The organism is Nocardia sp. NPDC051929, from assembly GCF_044548645.1.
Classification (GTDB): Bacteria; Actinomycetota; Actinomycetes; order Mycobacteriales; family Mycobacteriaceae; genus Nocardia; species Nocardia sichangensis.
In genome coordinates, this window is sequence record NZ_JBIUCG010000021.1 from 135,581 (window position 1) to 157,758 (window position 22,178).

Sequence of the window (22,178 nt, forward strand, 5' to 3'; positions counted from 1 at the left end):
GCGTCGGCGGCCGAAGGCCGAGACGATCGAGTGACGGAGGTGAACAAGCATGGGGCAAGGGCAGGCGCATCCGTCGGTGACGCCGTTGGCCATCGCCGTGCTCGCACTGCTGGAGGAGCGGCCCATGCATCCGTACGAGATGTTCCAGACGCTGATCGCGCGGCGGGAGGACAAGCTGGTCAAGGTGCGGCCGGGCTCGCTGTACCACACCGTGTCCCGCCTGGCCGACCAAGAATTGGTGCACGCCGAGGGCGTCGACCGGGCGGGCAACCGGCCCGAACGCACCACCTACCGGATCACCGGGCGCGGCAGGGAGGCGTTGCGCAACCGGATCGCCGAGATCGTGCGGCGACCCGTTCCGGAGTATCCGATCTTCCCGGTGGCGCTGGGCGAGTTGCACAATCTGCCGAAGACGGAGGCGCTCACGCTGCTGCGCGAACGAATCGGCGTGCTGGAGACCGAACTGGCCGATGCCGACATGCTGATCGCCTGGGCCGAGGAGCACGTCGTTCCCCGCCGCTACTGGATCTCCCTGCAGTATCTGCGGGCGATCCTCGCCGCCGAACTCACCTGGGTCGAGGAGTTCACCGCCGAATTGGCCGGCGGCGCAGTGGAGTGGCTGGACTTCGACCCCGTGACCGGCGAACGCTCCGCGGCCGGACCGGCCGCCGACACCGCGGTGTCGCTGCCGGTGCCGCCCGGCGCTGTGGCGGCCGCCGACCCGAGATTTTCGGATCATCCGAGTTAGGAATCGAAACAGATGTCCACACAACGCAATCCGTGGCTGGCGCTGCTCGCGCTGGTCGTCGGCTTCTTCATGATCCTGCTGGACATGACGATCGTGGCGGTCGCCAATCCCGCGATCATGACCAGCTTGCACGCCGACATCTCCCAGGTGATCTGGGTGACCAGCGCCTACCTGCTCACCTACGCGGTGCCGCTGCTGGTCACCGGACGATTGGGTGATCGATTCGGCCCCAAGAACATCTATCTGATCGGCTTGGCGGTGTTCACCGCCGCGTCGCTGTGGTGCGGTCTGTCCGGCACCATCGGCATGCTGATCGCGGCACGCGCCGCCCAGGGCATCGGCGCCGCGCTGATGACGCCGCAGACCATGGCCGTGATCACCAGAACCTTCCCGCCCGACCGGCGCGGCGCTGCTATGGGTCTATGGGGTGGCGTCGCAGGCCTGGCGACACTGGTGGGTCCGATCCTCGGCGGTGTGCTGGTGGACGGTCTCGGCTGGGAATGGATCTTCATCGTGAACGTTCCGGTCGGCGTCGTCGCCTTCGCGTTGGCCGTCTGGCTGGTGCCCGCGCTGCCGACGCACGAGCACAAGTTCGACGTCCCCGGCGTGCTACTCAGCGGCGTCGGCATGTTCCTGCTGGTGTTCGGCATCCAGGAGGGCAACACCTACGATTGGTCGTTGCGCATCTGGCTGCTGATCGGCGCTGGCTTGGTGGTGCTCGCGGTGTTCCTGGTCAACCAGGCCAGGAACAAGGGCGAGCCGTTGCTGCCGCTGAGCCTGTTCCGTGATCGCAACTTCGCGCTGTCCAATGCCGCGATCGCCGCGATGGGTGCGGCGGTGACCTCCCTGATGGTGCCGACGTACTTCTACCTGCAGGCCGTGCGGGAGCTGTCGCCGACCAAGTCCGCGCTGGTCTTCGCGCCCATGGCGATCGTGACCGGTTTCTCCGCCCCGCTGGTCGGCAAGTTCGCCGACAAGCTGCACCCGCGGATCGTGCCCACCATCGGCTTCGGCTTGTTCGCGCTGTCGGTGTTCTGCTTCGCGGCGCTGATGAAGCCGGACTCGTCGCTGGTCTGGTTCCTGGTGGCCGCGGCGCTGGCCGGTTTCGCCAACGCCTGCATCTGGGCGCCGCTGGCGTCCACCGCCACGCACAACCTGCCGGTCCAGCTGGCCGGCGCGGGCGCCGGTGTCTACAACACCACCCGCCAGGTGGGCTCGGTGCTCGGCAGCGCGGCGATCAGCGCGCTCGTGGCGGCCAGGATGACGGCGAACGGCCTGGGCGGCGGCCCGGTCGCCGAAGGAGGCGCGGGCCGGGGCCCGCTCCCGGAGTTCGTCAAGGATGCCTTCAGCACCGCGCTCGGCCAGTCCGCGCTGCTCCCCGCGGCCGTCCTGCTGATCGGCGTCGCCGCCTCGGTACTGTTCATCCGCCACGGCGAGTCGGCCCCGCCGCGGCTCGAGAAAGAACGGGTCGAGGCGGACGCCGTAGCGAGCTGACCGCCGAAATCCCATGCCCCGCAGAAGAAGTCCTTCTGCGGGGCATGTTCGTCAGCGCGCCAGCACGCCGAGCTTGGTCCAGTCGATGGTGATCTCGATCGGCACATCGATCACGGTCTGGGAATCGGTCGGCGGCAGCTTCACATGTAGTCGGTACTGGCCCAGTACATGGTCGAGTACATAGACCTCGATCGAATCGACGCAATTGCCGGAAACCCAGACGATCCAGTACCACGGGATCCCGGCCAACGCATACTCCGCGAGCTTGTCGGCCGTGTCTACACGCTCGGTGCCCGGTGAGACGACTTCTACCACCAGTTTGACCATGGAAGCGGGCAACGGCCGAAGTTCGGGCGGGGCGCATTCGAACAGTGCGATGTCGGGCCGCCGAATCGTCACCCGCGGCAGCTCCCACAGCAGCACATCGAAATCCATATCGACGTCCAAGCAGCCGCTACGGTATCGACCAACGTGAGCTTCGGCAGCGGTCTCGACAAAGTCCGCTATTCTGCGGGCGGACTTCTGATGCGGCCTGGTAGGCGACTCCGCCCGAACGGCCTCCCCGTTCACCACCTCCACCAAGCGGCAGAAATCTTCGGGAAGCTTTTTCCAGATCTCCAACGTGATCGGCGCCGGCTGCAAGTTCTCTTCTCGCGCCCAATCCAAAATCTCGGACATGGCCCCCTCCTCGAACGGCCGACGACTACCGGACTCGCCCGATCCTATCCCGTCGACACGAGTTCACTGCCTGCCATTACGCGACCATCCGCGGTGCGCGTCAACCCACGCTGACTGTGACCGAGGGGTAGCCGGTGGCGCCGTCGGGGATGACGTCGCGGCGTTCGGCTGTTTGGGTTTCGCCGGCGCCGTCGGTGGCGCGGGCGCGGAGGGTGTGCGGGCCGGAGGTGGCGTCCCAGTCGAAGACCCACTGGCGCCAGGTATCGATGGACTGCTCTTCGGAGAGGCGGGCCTGCTGCCAGGGGCCGTTGTCGACTTGCACTTCCACGGCGCGGATGCCGCGATGTTGCGCCCACGCGACTCCGGCGATGGGGATGCGGCCCGGCTGGAGGCGGCCGCGGGCACGGGGAGTGTCGATGCGGATGCCGGTCTTGATCGGGCCGAGTGCCGACCAGCCGCGGCGGGTCCAGTACGCGGTGGCGCGGTCGAAGCGGGTGACTTCCAGTTCGGTCACCCATTTGGTGGCCGAGACGTAGCCGTAGAGACCGGGCACGACCAGCCGGGCTGGATACCCGTGCCGCACCGGCAGCGGTTCGCCGTTCATGCCGACCGCGAGCAGCGCGTCGCGTCCGTCGGTGAGCACCGCCAGCGGCGTGCCCGCGGTCCAGCCGTCGGCGCTGTGCGAGAGGACCATGTCCGCGTCGGGGTGCGGTCCCGCCTCGGCGAGCAGTTGATCCACGCGGTAACCGAGCCAGCGCGCGTTGCCGATCAGGTCGCCGCCCACCGGATTGGACACGCAGGCCAGCGTGACCAGGTGTTCCTCCACCGGGCGAAGCGCCAGATCCGCCCAGGTGAGCCGGATCTCGCGGTCGACCATGCCGTGGATCCGCAGCGACCAGCCGTCCTTGGACACTTGCGGCACGATCAGCGCGGTGTCGATCCGGTAGAAATCGTCGTTCGCGGTCAGGTACGGCGTCAGTCCGGGGACACGAAGGTCCACGCCGGGCGCGACCGGCTCGGCGGGTGCCGACGGCTCCGGCAACTGCACGGCGGCTCGCTCGCCGGAAACGTCGCTGCGGCGGGCGCCGAGCACCCGTCCGCCGATTCCGGTCACCGCGGCCAGCCCACCGGCCACCAGTAGTCCCCGCAAGACTTGCCTGCGCTCCGGAGCCGCCGAGCTGAGCTCCGAAGCCCCGGCGGCCGATGCGGGCGAGGCCTCACCCGCCGGTCTAGCCTCGACCCTTCCCGGTTCGTCCGCGGCGGCGAGGTTCTCGCCCGCACCAGGGCGTTCGGTGCCTGGCCGGTGCACCGATGAGTCCGGACGAGAGTCCACGTCGGTGATCGCCCGGTTCTGCCCGTCGGCGACATCGGCGTGCTCTGAGTGATCTCGGTCGGCGGAAGCCGAACCTTCGGCCACGGTTCGAGCAGGGTCGGTCGACGATGCCGTTCCCGCGTGCCTCGTACCGGACGACTTGTCGACCGCCGCGTCGATGCGAAGTGTCAGCGCTCGCAGCGAGTAGATGCCGACGGCGACGCCGACGACGGTCGGCAACGCGGCGGTGAGACCGGTGCGCGCTACCGCCACCCATGCGGTGATCACTCCGAACACGACGAACAACCACGACCCGGCGGCACGGGTGGTCCGCTCGATCGCTCCGGCCACGCCGGCGACCAGGACGGCGATGACGCTCATGATCAGGTACAGCGCGGCCTTGTCGTTGGTACCGAAGGTGGTGATGGCCCATTCCCGCACACCGTCGGGCGTGTGGTCGACCACGGCCGAACCGAGAAGGTGCAGCGGCGCGCTGTCGGGGCCGAGGAAGGCCGCGAGCAATTCGGCGACACCCAGCGTGAGGCCCGCCGAGACGATCCCGGCCACCACACGCAGTCGCAGATCGGCCATGGCATCGAGACTACTGCCGGTCGGCCGCCGACCGGCTCGGTCCGGCATCCGCGACAGCGCACGGATCGTCGCGGACGGACCCGGACACGCGAAAGGCGCTGCCCGCGAACGGACAGCGCCTTTCCGCGATCGGTTCAGTTGTAGATGTTCGCCACGTCGTCGGCGTGCTGTTTCATCACGACGGCGCGCTTGAGCGACATCTTCGGGGTGAGTTCGCCGGTTTCCTGGGTCCAGTCGATGGTCAGCAGGCGGATCTTCTTGATCTGCTCGGCTTTCGACACCTTCTTGTTCGTCTCGGCCACCGCCGCGTTCACCTCGGCGAGCAGATCCGGGTTCTCGATCAGCTTCTCGATGGGGGTGTCGGCGGGCAGGCTGTTGCGTTCCTTCCAGCCGGGCAGCGACTCCGGGTCCAGCGTGATCAGCGCGCCGATGAAGGGCTGGCCGTCACCGACCACCATCACCTGGCTGATCAGCGGGTGCGCCCGCAGCGAGTCCTCCAGCAGCGCGGGGGAGACGTTCTTGCCACCGGCGGTGACGATGATCTCCTTCTTGCGGCCGGTGATGGTGATGAAGCCGTCCCCGTCGATGGCGCCGAGGTCACCGGTCTTGAACCAGCCGTCCTCGAACGCGTCGTCGGTGGCCTCCGCGTTGCCCCAGTAGCCGCTGAACACGACCGAGCCGCGCAGCAGCAGCTCGCCGTCCTCGGCGATCTTGGCGGCGTGGCCCTCGATCGGCCGCCCGACCGAGCCGACCCGGATGTGCTCCGGGGTGTTGACCGCGATGGCCGCGGTGGTCTCGGTGAGGCCGTAGCCCTCGTAGATGGTGACGCCGACGCCGCGGAAGAAGTGGCCCAGTCGCGCGCCGAGCGGTCCGCCGCCGGAAACGGCGGCCTCGCACTGGCCGCCGAGCGCGGCGCGCAGCTTGGCGTACACCAGCCTGTCGAACAGCGCGTGCTTCAGCTTCAGCGCCAGGCCCGGTCCGCCGTTGTCGAGCGCCTCGCTCCATGCGATCGCGGTATCGGCGGCGGCGTCGAAGATCTTGCCCTTGCCGCCGTCGTGCGCCTTCTGCTTGGCGCTGTTGAACACCTTCTCGAACACCCGGGGCACCGAGAGGATGAAGTGCGGCTGGTAGCTGCCGAACTGCTCGACCAGGGTGGACCAGTCGGCGGTGTGCGCGACGACCACCTTCGCGTCGAACGCGGCCAGCGCCACGGCGCGGGCGAAGACGTGCGCCAGCGGCAGGAACATGAGGGTCTTCTTGCCCTCGGTGACGTACTTGTTCAGCGCGATCCGGTCGGACTTGGACTCCGCGTACAGGTTCGCGTGGGTCAGCATGACGCCCTTCGGGCGGCCCGTGGTGCCCGAGGTGTAGATCAGGGTGGCGGGCGACTGCGCGCCGACCTGTGCGCGGCGCTCGTGCACGGCCTGGTCGTCCAGGTCGGCGCCGCGGCCGAGCAGCTCGTCCACCGCGCCCTTGTCGATCTGCAGGATCTCCCGCAGCTCGGGCAGCGCCCCGGTTTCGATCTCGTCGATCACCTTCCGGTGCTTGTCGCTGTCCACGAACAGCAGCTTGGTGGCCGAGTCCTGCAGGATCCACTTGGCCTGCTCGGCGGCGGAGCTGTCGTAGATCGCGACGGTGCAGCCGCCCGCGGCCCAGATGGCGAAGTCGAGGACGGCCCACTCGTAGCGGGTGGGGGCCATGATGGCGACGCGATCGCCGAGTTCGAGACCCGAAGCGATCAGGCCTTTCGCCACCCCGGTAACGGTTTTCGCGAACTCGGCGGCGGTGACGTCCCGCCAGCCGCCACTGCCGTTCGGCACGTTGAACAGCACCGTATTCGGCGACTGCTCGGCGTGGCGGAAGACGTTGTCGGAATTGTTCGCGTCATCCGGAATGGTGTAAGAAGCCGGGACTTCGAACTCTCGCATCAGTGCCCTTCCACGTGGGTTTACTCGCCAGTAATCTACGACACCTGCGCCGGGCCCGTGAGGTCGACCACCGCCAATCGCCTCCGTACATCACCGCAGGCTGGGGACCCGCTCGAATTTCATCCTAGTTCGCGCAGGTCCGCCGGTTGAATCGCTTCGCGCAGGAACTCGGCGAGTTCGCACAGCGCGGCCGCTGCGGGCGCCGCCAGCGCGGCCTGCAATTGAGCGACGTGCCACAAGCCCTTGCTCTCGGTGAAGCGCACGTGTACCCCCGCCTCGCGCAGCGCGGCGACCAGCGCGACGCACTGCCGGTGCAGCAGTTCGCTGACGTCCACCTGCACGTAGGTCGGCGGCAGGCCGCGCAGTTCGCCGGTCAGGGGTGCGTAAGCCGGGTCGGCGGAATCGCTGTCGCCCAGGTAAGCGGCGGCGCAGGCGCGTGACCAGGGCCTGTTGATAACCAGATCGCGTTCCCGCTCCGGGATCTCGTTCGGGTCCGCCCACGGCGCGATCAGACCGAGCGCGGCCGGGGTCTGCCCGTGCCGGGCGATCAGTCGCTGCGCCAGCGCGAGCGACAGACCGCCGCCCGCGGAGTCACCGGAGACGGCGATCTGGTCCGGCCGCAGTCCCGAGGTCGCCACCAGCTCCAGGAACGCCGCCTCGGCGTCGTCCAGTGCCGCGGGGAAGGGGTGCTCCGGCGCGAGCCGGTAGTCGAGCACGTAGACCGCGCAACCGATGTCTCGTGCCAGCCGGGCCGCGAGCGAGCGATGTGTCGCGACCGAGCCGACCGCGTATCCGCCTCCGTGGAGATAGAGCACGGCACCGTGCTCGGAGGTGTCCGCGAAATCGATCCGCTCGGCGGGCCTGCCGCCAAGGCGCACGGGCCGCACGACAGCGCCCGCGGGCAGCAACTGCGCCCGCGAAGTCACGTCGAGCAGCCTGCGCTGCACCGTGAACGGCAATCGCTTGTTCAGCGTGACCCGGAAGATCGGATTCAGTATCGCCCGCGCGAGGGGCAGTGGCAGGTCGATGTCCCGCATTCGTCGTTCCTCGAATCCGGGTCAGGGCAGGAAGCGGCGTTCGACGTTGGCCGCGATCCGCTGGTAGCCCGACGCGGTGACCCGGACGAACAGATCCAGCAGTTTGGCCTCCCAGCCGATCAGCACGCGGCCGTGCCCCTTGCGCACGCCCTCGACGATGGTCTGCGCCGCCATCTCCGGGGTGTGGATGGCCAGCTTCCGGTCGAACATCGTCGCGGCCGACTTGGCGTCGATGCCCTCGGCGTAGGTGGCGTTGCGCGCGACCGCGGTCTTGATGCCGCCGGGGTGCACGCAGGTGACCTTGACCGGGTGCCGCGCGACCAGCATCTCCTGGCGCAGCGACTCGGTGAAGCCGCGCACCGCGAACTTCGCCGCGTTGTAGGCGCTCTGCCCGGGAATCGCGATCAGGCCGAAGAGGCTGGACACATTGACGACGTGGCCGTCGCCGGACTCGATGACCATCGGCAGGAACGCCTTGGTGCCGTTGACGACGCCCCAGAAATCGACGTCCATCACGCGTTCGAAGTCCTTGTACTCCGAGCGGATGACCTCGCCGTGGTGGGCGATGCCCGCGTTGTTGTAGATCTGGTGCACCGTGCCGAAGTGCGCTTTCACCGCGTCGGCGTAGAGGATCACCGCTTCGCGTTCGACCACGTTCAGCCGGTCGGACTTGACCTCGGCGCCGAGCTGTTCGCAGCGGCGTACGGTCTCGTTCAAACCGTCGACGTCGATGTCCGACAGTGCCAGTTTGGCGCCGCGCCGGGCCAGATTCATTGCCAGCGCACGGCCGATCCCGGAACCCGCTCCGGTGATCACACATACCTTGTTCTCGAAGTAAGCGTCACTGCTCACGATGCCACTGCTTTCAAATCGGCCCGGGAAATGGAGATGTCGTACGCCGCCACGTCGAATGTCTTGGTCAGCCTACGGAATTCGAAAGTGAAGTCCGGCCACAACGTGGTGTTGTTGCCGTGCTTGTCCAGGTACCAGCTCGAGCACCCGCCGGTCAGCCAGACGCTGCCCGCCAGCTTCGCCTGCAGGTCGGCGTTGTAGGCATCCTGCACGTCGCGGCGCACCTCCACGGTACGCAGGTCGAGGCGGTCGATGGTAGCCAGTGCGTCGGCGATGTAATTGATCTGAGATTCGATCATGTACACCATCGAGGTGTGCCCGAGGCCGACGTTCGGGCCGAGCAGGAAGAACAAATTGGGGTAATTGGCGATCGCGGAGCCCTTGTAGCCCTGCTGGCCGATCTCGTCGAATACCTCTGCCAAAGTGCGACCGTCACGGCCCGCGATGGTGTTGTAAGTGGGGGAGTCGGTGACGTGGAAGCCGGTCGCCACGATCAACGCGTCGATCTCGCGCTCGGTGCCGTCCTCGGTGACGATCGAGTTCGCGCGCACCTCGGCGATGCCGTCGGTGACCACGTCGACGTTGGGGCGCGACAGCGCGGGGTAGTAGTCGTTGGAGATCAGCATGCGCTTGCAGCCGATCCGGAAATTCGGCGTGACCTTGGCGCGCAGCTGCGGATCGCGGATCTCGCGGCGGAGTTTGGCCTTCGCGATCGCCTCGAACAACTGCATCAGGGCAGGCACCTTGGCCAGGCCGACCACCTGGGTCTCGCGCGCGGCGTAGATGGCCGCGCGGGATAGTCGCTGCAGACCCGGCACGTACTTGAAGGCCATTCGCTCGGCCTTCGTGTACGGGCGGTCCAGGCGCGGCAGCAGCCACGGCGCCGTGCGCTGGTAGACGTCCAGGTGGCCGACCTTCGGGGCGATGGCGGGCACGATCTGGATCGCCGAGGCGCCGGTGCCGATGATGGCGACCCGCTTGCCGGTGAGGTCGGCGTCGTGGTTCCAGCGGGCGGAGTGGAAGATCTCGCCTTCGAATTCGCCGATGCCTTTGATGTCCGGCAGCGCGGGCTCGCACAGCGCGCCGACCGCGGAGACCACCGTGTTCGCGGTGAAGCTGCCTTTGGTCGACTCGATCTCCCAGAGCGCGGTCTCGTCGTTCCAGCGGGCGCTGGTCACGTCGCAGTCGAAGATGTGCTTGTCACGCACGTCGTAGCGCTTCGACACGTCCTGGATGTACTGCTGGATCTCGCCCTGCCGGGAGAACGACCGCGACCAGTTCGGGTTCAGCGCGAACGAGTACGAGTACAGGTGCGAAGGCACGTCGCAGGCCGCGCCGGGGTAGGTGTTGTCCCGCCAGGTGCCGCCGACGTCGCTGCCGCGCTCCAGCACGAGGAAGTCGTTGCGACCCTGCTGGGTCAGCCGGATGGCCAGACCCAGGCCCGCGAACCCGCTGCCGATGATGATCGTCTTGGCGTGGCGCGCGGGTCGGCCGGCGACAGCTTTGTCTGTAACCTTGCGACTCATGTAACCGAGCCTACGGTCCTATTGAGCGTGAGTCAACAGTGTATTGACTGACGTTCAGTAGGATTGGGCGCGTGACGAGAACCCAGGGAGACGCCCCCAAGCGCACGCGGCTGAGTCCCGACGAGCGCCGCGAGCAGCTGATCACTCTGGGTGCGAAGATGCTCGGCGAGCGTTCCATCGAGGACATCTCCGTCAGCGAGATCGCCGCCGAGGCGGGCATCTCCCGCGGCCTGCTGTTCCATTACTTCCCGACCAAGCAGGACTTCCAGCTCGCGATCGTGCACCACGCCAACGCCGAACTGCTCGAGCGTGTCGCCCCGGACCGCTCGCTGGGCCTGTTCGAGATGCTGCGCGACTCGATCGAGCGCTACATCGAGTACGTCACGGAGAACCGGACCTCCTATCTGGCGCTGCTACGCGGCCCCACCAGCGTCAGCCCCGACCTGGCCCCGCTGGTCGACCAGACCCGCGACGCGATCATCGGGATCATCCTCGCGGAGACTCCCACTCCCATTGTGGAATCCGACCACCCCCGCCTCATGCTCGCCATGCGCGGCTGGATCGCCTTCGTCGAGGAATCCACGCTCACCTGGCTGCGCTCGGAGCCCATCTCGCGTACGGAGCTGATCGATCTGCTGGTCGAATCGTTGATCGCCATCGCGTTCTCCGTGGACCCGGATCTGGCCGCGGCGCTGCGAGGTTGAGGGGGCTCGCTCGCGTCCGCCGCGCCGGCCGTTGGCCGATCAGCCGTCCGCCGCGTTGTAGCGGACCAGGTACCCGGCGAGTTCGGCGAGGTCCTCGTCGTCCCAGTCGCGGAACCGTTCCGCGAACGCCTCCCGGCGGCGCTGCTCGGCCTCCCGTGCGATCCGCTGCCCGGCGGGGGTGGCGCGCAGGATGTGGTTGCGGCGATTGGCGGGATCGATCTCCCGGGTGAGATACCCGAGCCGTTCCAGCGCCGCAACCTGCCTGCTCACCGTGGATTTGTCCAGCAGGAAGTGTTCGGCCAGTTCGGTGGCCAGGCAGCCGTCGCGTTCGATGACCAGGTCCAGGATGCTCGACGCGACCAGCGGCAGTTCCGGATGCAGTTCGGCGGCTCGGCCACGGGCTCGGCGGGCGAATGCGGTGAGCTCGCGCTGAATGGTGTGGATCGCGGTCGAGCGAGTGGGGGTCGAGCGAGTGGGGAATGCCGGAGATTGCCGCATGGTTGTATAGTACAACGAAGATAGTTGTATTTACCAACCTTTTGGGGAGTCGTCTCATGCACCAACTACGGCATGTCGCCGCGCATCTGCTCACCCCACTGCTGATGTGCCTCGGCATGGCACTGGCGTATCTGGGCGCGTTCCACCAGCCCGAGCCGAACCACCTGAAGGTGGCGATCGTGGGTGACGCACCGCAGGTCAAGGTGCTGGCTCAGACGCTGAAGGACCGGGCCGGAGACGCGCTGGAGGTTGTCACTCTGCCAGGTCGGGAGGAGGCGGTGCGGCAGTTGCGGGAGCGGACACTGGCCGGCGCCTACGTGCCGGAATCGCACGAAGCGCTGGTCGCCAAGGCTGGTTCCGACACCACGGCGATGGCGGCCGAGGCCGTCTTCGACCGGATCGCCGCCCAGCAGGGCGCACCGGTCGAGGTCACCGATATCGCTCCGCCGAGCACCGGCGATCCGACCGCGCAGGGCTTGTTCTTCCTGCTGGTGGCATTGAGCATCGGCTCCTACGGCAGCGTCGCGGCGATCGGCGCGGCCGGGGCGGGACTGAGCATGGGCGTTCGCGCGCTGCTGGGCCTGGTCACGTCGCTGGCGGTGAGCGTCATCGGACTCGGCGTCGCGGGGCCGGTATTCCATGTGGTCGACCACGACTACGCCGCCGTCTGGGCGATGTCGTGGCTGTATTCGGCTGGGATTCTCGCGGTGGGCATCGGGCTGCACACCTTCTTACGGCGCTGGACCACGCTGACGATGATGGTGCTGTTCGTGATGCTCAACTTCACGACATCGGGCGGCGTGTACGGGCCGTGGCTGCAGAACGATTTCTTCGGCGCGCTGCATTCGTTCTGGAACGGAGCGGGTTTCGTCGAGGGCGCGCGCACCCTGTTGTACTTCGACGGCGGTGCGGGATTCGGCAACCGGGTGTTGAGCTTGGTGCTGTGGCTGGCGGCCGGTGCGGGACTGGTCCTGGTGGCGGGCGGCTACGAGCGCAGGCTGCGCACGGCCGCGCGCACCGAGACGGTCGGCGTCACGGAACATGCGGCCGAGGAAGAGATCGAAGAAGCGGTCGGGGTCTGACGCACCCGAGTGTGGCGCTGCCCACACGCCGTCCTTCGCACGCCCTTGTGCTGCCAATATCCTGCTGCTCCAGTGCCTTTCGATTTTGTAGCGGAAATCCCGGCGCATACCGTTGTGTGGTCGATGGTGTGGACGGCGATGGAGGCCGCCGATGTTGGTCATCAATGAACGAACGACGGCGCCGCGATCCGAACAGCGCGTGCTCGACTGGATGCGGAGCTGGACCGGCCAGTACGTCATTGTGGGACTCGCGATCTCGGGGTGTTACCTACCCGACCGCGAGCGCAAGGACGAAACGCAAGAAGCCGATCTGGTGGTGATCACACCCAGGGCGGCGGTCGTCGTCGAGGTCAAGGGCACCGTCCCGGAGGCGACGAGCGGTGTCCTGTCGGTGCAGGCCAACGGACGCTGGCGGCTGTCCGGCTACGCGGGCGACCCGATCCACGTGCGCGACCACGACAGCAGCCCGTTCGACCAGGTGACGAACAACGTCTTCAACTTGAAGACGCTGGTGCGCAAGCACAATGCCGAGGCCTTCGTCGACGGACTGATCGTCGTGGTGCCGCCCAAGGATTCGAACCTCACGCTCAACATCGAGTCGCGCAGGCGCGGATGCGCGGTGGTGCTCGGAGCCGGGCAGGCCGACCTGCGCGCGTGGTTCCACCGCACCGCGAGCCGCAAGCTCATCTGGACCGCCGAACGCACCCACGCCCTCCTGACGGACTTGAACCTGGGCGACCAGATCACCATCGACGACCTGGTGGCGGATGGTTTTCCGGCGGAGCGGAAGTTACGGGCCGGGACGCTGGCGGCGTTGGAGAGCGTGACGCGGAAGGCTCCCGAGCTCGAGGGTAGGACGTCCAGCGAGGATTCGGACACCGACGACGTGTCGGCTGGTTCGGACGCGCCACCGGTCGACGCCGTGCCCGAGCCGCACGACCTCGATCCGGATGCTGCGCGACTCAGCGAATCCGGTTCGACGCGAACCGTCGAAAACGGTGACGAGGCAGATGAGGGTTATCAGCAGGTCCCGCAGGTAGATCAGTCGCCCGCGTCGCAGTCCGCGATGCCTGCGCTGGAGCAGACCGACGCCTCGGGAACCGTGGCCGCGCAGGTTGTCGACGAGCACGAGGGCTCGGAGTTCGAGCCGTCGACGCGGCCCAGTGCCGAAAGCGCACAGCGAGCCCAAGGGGCGTCGTCGACGGCTGGACAGTCACTCGAGTACACGGATGTGCCAGGCGGCAGCCAGAAGGTGTCCGCGCCAGAGTCGCATTCCCCGCAGGCACTTGTCGCCGTAGCTGCGCAGGCGCAACCCGCCCAGGCGGATCCCTTCGCGCCGGAATACCTCGCGCCGGAGCCCGAATCACATCCCGCGGCGTCGGACCCGACAACTGATGCCGAGCACGCGGAGCCGCCTCGGTTCGAAGGCCGACTCGCGGCGAAGCCCGCACCGTCGTCCTTCACGGACAACTGGTCGTCGTGGATCGAGCCCGCCGCCGACCGGCCTCGGAGCCCACGTCCGGTGCAGGCGCCTCCGCCGAGCCGGCCCGCATCGTGGTCAACGCCCACCCCCGCGCCCGAGCCGCTGCGCCGACCCACGCCGACGGCTGTGCTCGAGCGCCGTCCACGGGTCCCGGTTCGCGAGCAGATAACCGCCCTGTCCGCGCGGATCCCCGGTCGCACCTCCGAGAAATCGAAGTCACGCGGCCACCGCTCGCAACAGATCGCCGCGGTGGCGCTGATCGTGCTGGTCATCGGCACGATATGGATACTGGCCGCCTCCTGCTCGACCCCCACCGGCGGCGCTGTGCAACCCACCCAAGCGCCTGTGCTCACGACCGAGGCGGTTCCCCCACCGCCGCCCGTCACGGAGACCCCGGCCCGCATGAACCTGCTGCCTCTGTGCACTCCGCTCACGCCGAAGTGCTGACGACGCAGGCGGGCATGCGGGGCCGATCGAGGTCGGCTCTCATGCCCCGGCGTGAAGGTAGGCGGCCCAGAGCGAGGGGGTGGCGGGAAGCGCGTCGCGCACAGCCTGGATGGCGCGATGCAGCGCGTATGCGGCATCGGTCACGTTCGGGTCGGTGACCAGAGCGGCGTAGAAGGCGTCGGCCACCTGCACGGCGATTTCGTCGTCGATGGGCCACAGTGTGCCGATGACGTGTGGGTATCCGGCGAGTTGGAACGCCGAGGTGAGGTGAATGGCTTCGTCGAGGAGCCGGGTGTTGGTGGTGAGGGCGGTTTCGCAGGCCGAAAGGTAGGCCAGACGCGCGTGGTCGAGGTGGACCGGGGCGAGTTCGGCGACGGTGAGCGGGTCCGCGTCGTGGTCGTGCAGCAGCAGGTGGCTGCGGGATGGGTCGGCCGGATCGGTGGTGCCGTGGCAGGCGAAGTGCGCGATGGCGCAGTCGGCCAGGCGATTCAAGACATTGGCCTTGGTCGGAAGGGTTGTGGCGGAGTCCGCTCCAGCGAGATCGACCTGGATGCCGGAGTCCGGCTCGGTGAGCGTGATCGACGACGACAGGTGGGCGGCGACCGTGCGGACTTCCCCGGGCACGTGGTGCAGGCGCCCCGCTACGCCGGGGGTGGTCGGCATCGCGACGATGAGTGCGGGCCTGCGTGCGGACGGCTCGGTGCTCGGTGAGCGCCGCCGCGCATGGCGGAGGGCGGCGATGGTGGGGGTGTAGGAGGAGACAACCCGGTCCAGCACCGCCCGGCCCGCGGGATCAGGTGGTGCGGTGTGATAGCCCGCGGCGTGGATGGGCAGTAGACCCAGCAGACCCCCGGGTATCCACCACACCCGCGGGCCGGTCCGGTCCACAGGGAACCGATCGCGGTAGCCCAAGGCGTCCAGAACCGGGCCTGCGGCGTTGTCCCACAGCCATTCCAGGATCCGGCTGAGCTGTCGTTGGGCGGTTTGCCGCTCCGGCCCGGTACCGCCGTGACCAGCGGCCTGCAAGGCTTCGTGGAAGGCGAGAACCTGGTCGATCACGGTCTCGAGCGGCAGGCCGGGCAGCGGCAGACAGGTCGCTGCGCCGGCGGTGAGCAGCAGCGCGTCGCTGCGGTGACCGCTGATGTTGAACACCACCACCGGGCCTCGGCCGGCCTGAGCGATGAGTTCCGCCGCCGACGGCGGCAGGGCGAAGTACTCGAATCCGCGCTGCGCCCGGATCCGCGCCAGCACGTCGTTCAACTCCCGCGCCGAGCGCGCCCGGTCCGCTATGGGGTCGGCTGCCGCGTCCGACGCGGCGGCGGCATGGGGAGTTCGGTCGAGAAGTTTCCGAAGCCGGACGAAATCGGCGGCCAGATCTGGATGCTGGTGTGCGAGGTCGGCTATGTCGCCGCGCACTTGCAACGCTTGGCTCAACAGCACCGCCCGCCCCGCCTCCAGCAGCTGCAATGCCAGGACGGGCCGCTGGTCCGGCGGTGTGGACGGATCGTCCAGCGCCAGTGCCGCCGCGTCGGAGGCGATTCCGGCGTACTCGCCCAGAGCATGTTGTTGATCCGACCGCGCCAACTCACGTGGCGCGACTTCGGGCAACAAGCGGACCGCCCGCCGCAGCAGTTCCGCCGCCCGGCCCGGCTGCGCCGTCGCGGTGAGCTCGGCGGCGCCGCGAGCAGCCCGGATGCGCAGGGACGGAGCCGCTGTGGCCAGTTCCGCAGCCTCCTGCAAGGCGGTCGTCGCCTCCTCCCGATCAGACGCCGTGCCTGTCCGCGAGTATCGGGCCCGCAAAGCTTCGGCGAGGTTGACCTGCATGACGGCGTGGCCAGGGTGCCCGGTCGGGATGGCCGCGACCGCCTGCCGGGCGAGACGGATCGCGTCGTCCAGATCGTGTGTCGTGCCCGTCGATTCATACCGAATCGTCAGGGGCACGGCGAGGTTCGACAGTCGGTTGGCGCGTTCGGGGTGGTCGGTCGGCGTGGCCGCGACTGCCAGCCGGCCCATCCGGATCGCCTCGCCCAAGTCATCCGCCGTTTCCGTACGCTCGGAGCGCTTCCAAAGCACTACTCCGAGGTCGGCCAGTATCCCGGCGCGTGCGGGGTGGTCGACCGGGGTGATGTCCACGGCTTTCCGGAGCGTGGCTATGGCTTCGTCCGCGTCGGCGATCATGCCCGTCCGCTCGAACCGGCTGAGCAGGAAGGCCGCGAGTTCGGTCGACATGATGGGAAGGTCAGGATGGTCTTCGGGTGTGGCCGCGACCGATTGCCGACCCATTCGGATCGCTTCGTCCAGATCGGCCATCGCGCCGGTTCGCTGGAATCGAATCCGCAAAGGGATGGCTAGATTGGACAGATGGCGGGCTCGGAGGGGGTGGTCGTCCGGTATGGCCGCCACCGCTCGTCGGTTCGCGTATATCGCCTCGTCCAGGTCGACCGGGGCTCCGGTTCGATCGAACCGCTTCCACAATGCGACACCGAGATTGGACAGCAGCGTGACAAGATCGGGATGGTCGGGGGCAAGAACGTCCGCGGCATTCCGGAGGGTGGCGATCGCCTCGTCGAGGTCCGGCGTCTGCCCCGTACGGTGAAATCGGCTCACCAGGCAGATCGCGAGATTGGACCCGGTGGCGGCCGAGCCGGGATGGCCGGTGGGTGTGGCAACGACCGACTCCCGTCCGATCCGGATCGCTTCGTCCAAGTCGGCCATTTCGCCTGTCCGGTGAAACCGGCTCGCCAGGCAGGTAACGAGATTGGACAGTGTTTTGGCCAGGTCAGGGTGGCCGGTGGGCAGGGCTGTCACCGCCTGTCGGCCGAGTTCGATCGCCTCGTCCAGATCGGGCAGCTCGCCGGTCCGCTCGAACCGCTTCAGCAGGGTGACGGCGGAATTGGTCAGTATGCTCGCCAGATCGGGATGATCGGGAGACGTGACGTCCACGGCTTTCCGGAAGGTGATGACGGCCTCGTTCAGATCGCTCATTTCGCCGTTTCGCTCGAACCGCCGCAGTACCGCGACCCCCTGACCGGACAGGATGTTGCCGAAGTCGAAGCGGCCGAAGCCGGTTTCCACCGCCTGTCGGCCGACCTGAATCGCCTCGTCCAGGTCGGCCTGGGCCCCGGTCCTTTCGAAACGGTTCAAAAGGGCGATACCGAGATCGGACAGCGACACCGGGCGGACTGTTCGGTCGACGAGGTCCACATTCACGGCCTTCCGCAGGGTGGCGACGGCCTCGTCCAGATCGGCTGTCGAGCCTGTTCGCTCGGACCGGAGCCGTAGCGCTGATCCGAGGATGGACATACTTTCGGCACGGTCGGGATGCTCTGGGGCTGTGACCATTACCGCTCGTCGACCGATTTCGATCGCCTCATCTAGATCGTCCGGTAGACCCGCGCGTGCGAACCGGTGCACCAGAGCCCGGCAGAGGCTGGTCATGTGGTCGGCACGCTTGGGGTGGTCGGGGGATGTTTCTGCTATCGCCTGCCGACCTACTCGGATCGCTTCCTCCAGGTCGGCCTGCCCGCCCGTTCGCTCGGCCCTTAACCGTAAGGAGATCCCGAGATCGGACAGAATGCTGGAACGCTCGGGGTGGTACGGGGCCGCGGCCACCGCCTGTCGGCCGAGTTGGATCGCCTCGTCCAGATCGGGCAGCGCCATCGTCAACGTGAACTGATGCCGCAGGGCGCGACTCAGCGCGCTGATCCTTTGGGCCCGCTCGGGGTGATCGGTGGGCGTGGCCGCGATCGTCAGCCGCATTGTCCGGGCCATCTCGTCCAGATCGGCCATCGCGCCCGTCCGCTCGAACCGGATCTTCAGGGCTGCAGCGATGAAACCCAGCAGGCCGTCCACGGGGCGATCGGGTGGCGTGGCGTCCACCGCGCGTCGAGCTGTCCGGATCGCCTCGTCCAAGTCGGGCGGCATCCCGGTCCGCTGGAAACGGATCCAGAGTCCGCCGCCGAGTTCGGTCAGTATGACGGCGAGGTTCGGGTGACCGGCGGGAGTGGCCTCCACGGCTTTCCGGAGGGAGACGATGGCTTCGTCCAGGTCGGCGATGGCCCCTGTCTGCTTGAACCGGCGATAAAACGCGTCACCGAGGCGGAACAGGCACAGCACCCGCGTGGGGTGGCCGTTCGGAAGGGTGGTCAGCTTGCGTTGCCACAGTTTGATTTCGGCCGTGATGATGGTGGCGTTGATCGTCATACCGCATCCATCCCCCTGCCCTATCGAGCCACGCTGATCACACGGCCACCCGTGGCACAACGGTTTACGGCGATATGATCACACGACACGCTCGCCGGATCGTGGCCTCGGCGGCAGTGTCCATCGTATTCACCTGTGCACCTGGGGGTTCGGTTGCCGCCGTCGCAAGATGCAACTCGGGTCACCGCCGGGCTGGCGTATCTGTGCGGTCATCTGCAGGAGATCCGCGGCACTCTCGGGGATGACGGGACGGACACTTCGACCCCGCTGCACAAGCTGCTCAGCTCGGTCCGATCGGGGGACGGTGCGGGCATCGCCGCCGCGCTGGACGCGGTGCACACCGCTCTGCGGGCGGCCGGCGATGCGCGCGGTCTGTATGGACACCACCGCGGTCTGGTGCCGGTCGGCGTGCACAGCATCGAAGTCGTCTACCGCTGCCCGCTCGAACGCTGCGACGGCCGCGACGATGTCGATGCCGAGCCGCCCCGATGCGCCGTCAGCGGACGGGAATTACGGCGCGAACGGCTCTCCTGATGAACGGGTTGTGGACTGAACTCGCCAAAAAGATGGCCGAGAAATGGTTTTCGCTTCTCGTGTTGCCCGGCGCGTTCTATCTGGCGGTCACCGCCACCGCGCTCACTCTCGGCCACGCGCATGCGTTGGACATCGGCCTGCTCACCCGACATATCACCGACTACGCCAGAAATCCCGGGGTGACCAGCACGGGCGGGCAGGTCGTCGTCTTGGCCGCGATTCTCGCAGCCGCCGCGGCGGTCGGTTTCGTCGCACAATCGATCGGAACGTTTGTGGAGCGGGCTGTGCTGGCGGCGGAATGGCAGGCTTGGCCGATTCCCGTCCGGTTCGCCGCTCGGTGGTCGCTCGCCCGCCGTCAGCGTCGGTGGGACAGCGCCAACGCCGACTACCTCCGTGAATACCAGAATGCCTTGACTCCCGATCCGGCGTCCCGGCCCGACCCGGCGCTCAGGCACCGTGCGGCACGCGCGCGAGCAAGGATTTCGGTCGAGCGGCCCGAGCGCCCGACCTGGAGCGGCGACCGAATCCAAGCAACGGCGATTCGACTCGATCGCGATCACCATCTCGACCTGGCGACCGTATGGCCGTCGCTGTGGCTGGTCCTGCCGGACCCCGTGCGCGAGCAGATCACCACCGCCCGCACCGCTCTCTCGCGAGCGACCACGCTTGCGGCCTGGTCCGTTCTCTACCTCGTTCTGACCGTCTGGTGGTGGCCCGCCGCACCTCTCGCCGTCGTCATCGCCGCGACCGCTCATCACCGAATCCGCGCTACCACCGATGCCTACGCCACTCTGCTGGAAAACGCCACACGCCTGCACACCACCACCCTCGCCACCCAGCTCGGCATCGACCACACCGGTCCCCTCGGCCCGCATCTGGGTCATGCCCTCACCCGCCACCTCCGTTCGTCGACCGCGTGACCATGGATGGATGCGGTGCCTGCATTCCCACACGTGGCATCCGGCGCTGAGTTGCATTCTGGTTGAATGGAATTGGCGCAACCGTGATGTTGCTCGTAGCACCGATCTCTGGAAGGACGCGTGTTCACCACTACCGAATCCGAGCTGGAAGATCTCTACGCGGCCATCGAGGAATCCGCGCGGCTATGGAACGTGCCCTGCACTCGAGAAGCTGTCCGGCCCACTCTGACCGCGTACGGCGCGATGCTCACGCGTTCCGTGATCTCCCTCCGAGTGGTCACCGACGCCCGCCGCTCAGGAGACCTCGACTACCGCTTCTTGACGCTGCCGAGCGACATCGACCCCTATGACATCGCCCTTTCCAACGAACTCATTTCCGAGACCGATCATCCGGTCGGCGCTCTGCTGGACGAGGTCCGGGAACGGTGCCCGATCCACAGCTACGGGATCGACATCGGTGTAGTCGGCGGCTTCAAGAAAATCTGGCCGTTCTTTCCCGCCGATGGCATGCGGAAAGTATCGGAGCTCGCCGAACTACCGTCCATGCCGCCCAGTCTCGCCGACCACGTCGGCATGTTCGCACGTCACGGCTTGGAGGACAAAGTCGGCTTGCTCGGTATCGACTACCACGACAAGACGATGAACGTGTACTTCCCCGGCCTGTCGGCCGACTACTTCGAACCCCGCGCCATCGTGTCGCTGCACCGGGATGCCGGACTCCCGGACCCGAGCGATGACTTTCTCTCACTCACCGAGAAAGCATTCGATATCTACGCCACCATCAGCTGGGAATCGCGCCGAATCGAGCGCCTCTGTTTTCCGGTGATAACACCGGACCCGACAACGCTCCCGGTTCGAATCGAACCGCGCTTCGGGCAACTCGTCGACAAAGTCCCGATCAGCACGACCGACCGTCGATTCACCTATGCCGCTACCTCGTCGCCCGATGGGGAGTCCTACAAGTTCAGTTGGTTCTACCAATGGCAGCCCAGGATATTGGACAGGATGAAGACGTCCGATTCATAGAACTGTCGATCGGGCGTTCTGTGCCAGCTGAAGCAATACCACTCCTGCTGACACAGCCTTTCGATAGTGGTGTCGAGCGGAGAGTTGGGCGGCCGCCTCGAACCGCGCCGCCCTGATGCAGACGGTGAGCGAGCGGTTTCGGGTGAACAGGCGCGGTTTACGCTTGCCTCTGACGGCCACTGCTTCCACGGCCGTCCTACCGGACCGCCCGGTGGCGTGCCCGGCCGAGCCGTTCAAGCGGACTGCCGAGAGCCGTCGTCAGGTCGGCGACTCTACTCGCGCAGGTGGGCGCAACGGCGATATCGGCAGTGGACGCCGCGTCAGCATCTGCGTGGTGACGATTACGGAGTTCACGCCAGGACCGTCTGTGACGTGGGGAACGCTATTCAACCGGCAACAACCTTCACCCGCATGTTGTACGGCGTCGGCGCTGTGGGCCTACACGGCCACGTATGGGGGCGACGGGGCAGTGATCTCACCAGGTACTGCCACCCGCGTGAAGCCGTGGGCTGAACTGCTCCACCTGGAAGCGGCCTGGTGTCGGGTCGCGATCTATCCCTTCGTCTGATCGGTGGTGGGCGAGTTCGCGCGCTGGTATCCCGGGTGGACGCCCACGTCCAGACCTTGTTGATCGGCGATCCGCGCCAGCAGTGACGCCAATTGATCGCGTTCGGCGGGGGACAACGCCGCGGTGAGGTCGGCTTCGTGGGTCTGGAGTACCGGCCAAAGTTCGCCCATCAGCTGGTAGGCCGCCGGGGTCGGGTGCAGTTCGTGGTTGCGGCGGTCGGTGGCGCTGCGGCGGCGTTCGACGAGGCCTTTGCGGTCGAGGTTGTCGAGTAGGGCGACGACGCGGCTGGGAACCACGCCGAGTTCCTCCGCCAGAGCGCGCTGGCTGCGACCGGGGGACATGGCGATCATGCGCAGCACGCCGATATCGGGGGGAGTCAGGCCGAGCGGGGCGATGCGGTCGGTGAACCGCTGGGTGGCGTGTGCGCCGAGCTGGGCGAGCAGGAACGAGACCTGCCGGGTAAGGGCCTGTCGCGGAATCGGGTTGTCACCCGCTTGCTCTCCTGCTGTCACCGGGTTATCGTACACACGCCTCAATCGTTCACCGC

General features: G+C 67.4%; 17 protein-coding genes. 8 read left to right on the forward strand and 9 right to left on the reverse strand.

Features of this window, described 5'->3' with window-relative positions; all coding sequences use genetic code 11:
- Positions 1–49: 49 nt before the first annotated feature.
- Positions 50–748 carry a PadR family transcriptional regulator gene (locus ACIHAX_RS27445; protein ID WP_364438412.1) on the forward strand — a complete coding sequence of 233 codons (699 nt, stop codon included), beginning with the start codon at positions 50–52 and terminating at the stop codon, positions 746–748.
- Between the two features lie 12 nt (positions 749–760).
- Complete coding sequence (locus tag ACIHAX_RS27450; RefSeq protein ID WP_397280334.1) at positions 761–2,242, forward strand: DHA2 family efflux MFS transporter permease subunit; 1,482 nt, start codon at positions 761–763, stop codon at positions 2,240–2,242.
- 51 nt (positions 2,243–2,293) lie between these two features.
- Here ACIHAX_RS27450 and ACIHAX_RS27455 read toward each other — a convergent pair whose 3' ends face one another.
- From ACIHAX_RS27455 to ACIHAX_RS27480, 6 genes are all read right to left on the reverse strand, one after another.
- The gene (locus ACIHAX_RS27455; RefSeq protein ID WP_379254789.1) at positions 2,294–2,920 is read right to left on the reverse strand and encodes a Uma2 family endonuclease; all 627 of its coding nucleotides are present in this window, start codon (positions 2,918–2,920) and stop codon (positions 2,294–2,296) included.
- Positions 2,921–3,020: 100 nt separating this feature from the next.
- Positions 3,021–4,823 (reverse strand): molybdopterin-dependent oxidoreductase, encoded by a 1,803-nt coding sequence (locus ACIHAX_RS27460; RefSeq protein WP_397280336.1) that lies wholly within the window; start codon positions 4,821–4,823, stop codon positions 3,021–3,023.
- A 134-nt stretch (positions 4,824–4,957) separates the two neighbouring features.
- The gene (locus ACIHAX_RS27465; RefSeq protein WP_364438421.1) at positions 4,958–6,751 is read right to left on the reverse strand and encodes a long-chain fatty acid--CoA ligase; all 1,794 of its coding nucleotides are present in this window, start codon (positions 6,749–6,751) and stop codon (positions 4,958–4,960) included.
- A 119-nt stretch (positions 6,752–6,870) separates the two neighbouring features.
- The gene (locus ACIHAX_RS27470) at positions 6,871–7,788 is read right to left on the reverse strand and encodes an alpha/beta hydrolase (RefSeq protein WP_356969729.1); all 918 of its coding nucleotides are present in this window, start codon (positions 7,786–7,788) and stop codon (positions 6,871–6,873) included.
- A 21-nt stretch (positions 7,789–7,809) separates the two neighbouring features.
- Complete coding sequence (locus ACIHAX_RS27475; RefSeq protein WP_355077329.1) at positions 7,810–8,640, reverse strand: SDR family NAD(P)-dependent oxidoreductase; 831 nt, start codon at positions 8,638–8,640, stop codon at positions 7,810–7,812.
- A complete protein-coding gene (locus ACIHAX_RS27480; protein WP_397280339.1) occupies positions 8,637–10,166 on the reverse strand; it encodes a flavin-containing monooxygenase in 1,530 nt (509 codons plus the stop codon). Before ACIHAX_RS27480 ends, ACIHAX_RS27475 begins: the two co-directional genes overlap by 4 nt.
- Positions 10,167–10,237: 71 nt before the next feature.
- Between ACIHAX_RS27480 and ACIHAX_RS27485 the strand changes: the two genes are divergently transcribed.
- Positions 10,238–10,870, forward strand: coding sequence for a TetR/AcrR family transcriptional regulator (locus ACIHAX_RS27485; protein WP_355077325.1), 633 nt, complete (start codon positions 10,238–10,240; stop codon positions 10,868–10,870).
- A 39-nt stretch (positions 10,871–10,909) separates the two neighbouring features.
- On the opposite strand, the gene ACIHAX_RS27490 is transcribed toward ACIHAX_RS27485, so the two are convergent.
- Positions 10,910–11,368 (reverse strand): MarR family winged helix-turn-helix transcriptional regulator, encoded by a 459-nt coding sequence (locus tag ACIHAX_RS27490; protein ID WP_397280341.1) that lies wholly within the window; start codon positions 11,366–11,368, stop codon positions 10,910–10,912.
- A gap of 56 nt (positions 11,369–11,424) precedes the next feature.
- Here ACIHAX_RS27490 and ACIHAX_RS27495 point away from each other — a divergent pair, with 56 nt between their 5' ends.
- Entirely contained in the window at positions 11,425–12,450 is a 1,026-nt protein-coding gene (locus ACIHAX_RS27495; RefSeq protein WP_355077322.1) for a hypothetical protein, read from the forward strand.
- A 151-nt stretch (positions 12,451–12,601) separates the two neighbouring features.
- A complete protein-coding gene (locus tag ACIHAX_RS27500; protein WP_397280344.1) occupies positions 12,602–14,380 on the forward strand; it encodes an NERD domain-containing protein in 1,779 nt (592 codons plus the stop codon).
- 39 nt (positions 14,381–14,419) lie between these two features.
- Here the strand turns inward: ACIHAX_RS27500 and ACIHAX_RS27505 are convergent, their stop codons facing one another.
- A complete protein-coding gene (locus ACIHAX_RS27505) occupies positions 14,420–18,583 on the reverse strand; it encodes a CHAT domain-containing protein (RefSeq protein WP_397280347.1) in 4,164 nt (1,387 codons plus the stop codon).
- A 135-nt stretch (positions 18,584–18,718) separates the two neighbouring features.
- On the opposite strand from ACIHAX_RS27505, the gene ACIHAX_RS27510 reads away from it, so the two are divergent.
- From ACIHAX_RS27510 to ACIHAX_RS27520, 3 genes are all read left to right on the forward strand, one after another.
- Positions 18,719–19,117 carry a hypothetical protein gene (locus ACIHAX_RS27510; RefSeq protein WP_397280349.1) on the forward strand — a complete coding sequence of 133 codons (399 nt, stop codon included), beginning with the start codon at positions 18,719–18,721 and terminating at the stop codon, positions 19,115–19,117.
- Complete coding sequence (locus ACIHAX_RS27515) at positions 19,117–20,037, forward strand: hypothetical protein (protein WP_397280351.1); 921 nt, start codon at positions 19,117–19,119, stop codon at positions 20,035–20,037. The genes ACIHAX_RS27510 and ACIHAX_RS27515 overlap by 1 nt, the downstream gene beginning before the upstream one ends.
- Positions 20,038–20,157: 120 nt before the next feature.
- Complete coding sequence (locus ACIHAX_RS27520; protein WP_397280353.1) at positions 20,158–21,063, forward strand: aromatic prenyltransferase; 906 nt, start codon at positions 20,158–20,160, stop codon at positions 21,061–21,063.
- A 552-nt stretch (positions 21,064–21,615) separates the two neighbouring features.
- Here the strand turns inward: ACIHAX_RS27520 and ACIHAX_RS27525 are convergent.
- Positions 21,616–22,143: a MarR family winged helix-turn-helix transcriptional regulator gene (locus ACIHAX_RS27525; RefSeq protein ID WP_364438445.1), complete on the reverse strand. Its 528-nt coding sequence runs from the start codon at positions 22,141–22,143 to the stop codon at positions 21,616–21,618.
- Positions 22,144–22,178 lie beyond the last annotated feature (35 nt).